The 251-nt window shown below is 43.4% G+C and carries 1 protein-coding gene; it reads right to left on the bottom strand.

Going from position 1 to position 251, the window contains the following annotated elements:
• A partial coding sequence (locus ACFIKE_RS12160; protein ID WP_375650221.1) for a hypothetical protein occupies nt 1–251 on the bottom strand: 251 nt, incomplete at both ends.

Here is a 251-nt window from a genome sequence, read left to right as displayed (position 1 = left end):
ACAGTCAAGCAAAGGGACATCCATGGTGTCATGCCAGATATTTGTAAAAAAGTGTAAACTGCAAGCAAAAGAGCAAGTGTTAGAAAAGAGATAGGAATGGCAATGACTCTCAGTTTTAAGCAGCAAAAAGCCCGTGCCCATTTTATGAGCAGAGGCGGTGTATATCCACAAGCCTTTTCAAAGGCGCTACGCCCATCATCGACAAGATACCATCCAACAGAAGAATCATGAGGCCTATCTTCAAAAGGGCT

The sequence above is a fragment of the Bartonella sp. MU70NMGDW genome, from assembly GCF_042194085.1.
GTDB lineage: Bacteria > Pseudomonadota > Alphaproteobacteria > Rhizobiales > Rhizobiaceae > Bartonella > Bartonella grahamii.
This window is presented reverse-complemented; position numbering and strand designations above follow the sequence as displayed.